Annotated in this window: 1 protein-coding gene; it reads left to right on the top strand. The window is 57.7% G+C overall.

From position 1 onward, the window contains the following. Positions 1 to 148: 148 nt before the first annotated feature. Positions 149 to 546 (top strand): transposase family protein (locus U9979_RS01130; protein ID WP_322777897.1); only part of this gene is annotated, 398 nt, incomplete at its 3' end.

Below are 546 nucleotides of genomic sequence, written 5' to 3' on the forward strand. Positions count from 1 at the left end.
TTGTTGATCGCAGCGAAGTCCGTCGATTTTCAACTGTGCATTGAGAACTATTTTTGATGGGTTTGGCATGTCAGCTTGGAGAAATGGGCCCTTCTCGTGAAGCATGGGCTTTACGAGAGTCTCACGCAACACGAGAAGGGTTCGTCGAGTGTACCGTCTGCCTGGGTTGAGTGTGCGTGCGGGTGCTGTGGTGATGGAGCTGGCTGAGCAGAAGTTCCCGGACTGGGACATGGGTGTGGGTCGCCCTCGGTTGCTGTCGCTCTACGAGGCGCTGCGCATGACCTTGATTCGGCTTCGTCGTAACAACACCTATGAGGAGCTGGGTGAGGACTTCGGTGTAGCGCGCCAGACCGCCTGGAACTACGTCCAGGAGATCGTCGTCTTCCTCGCCGACGAGCTGGGTTGCGCCGACACGGACAGTCTCTGCGGCCTGGTTGAGGGCAAGGTCTGCCTGGTGGACGGGTCGCTGGTCGTGGTGTTCAACTGGCGGCACCGCAAAGATCTTTATTCCGGCAAGCACCGTCGATATGGCGTCAACATTCAAGT

It is taken from the genome of Protofrankia sp. Cas4 (genome assembly GCF_963555915.1).
In the GTDB taxonomy this organism is placed as follows: Bacteria; Actinomycetota; Actinomycetes; order Frankiales; family Frankiaceae; genus Protofrankia.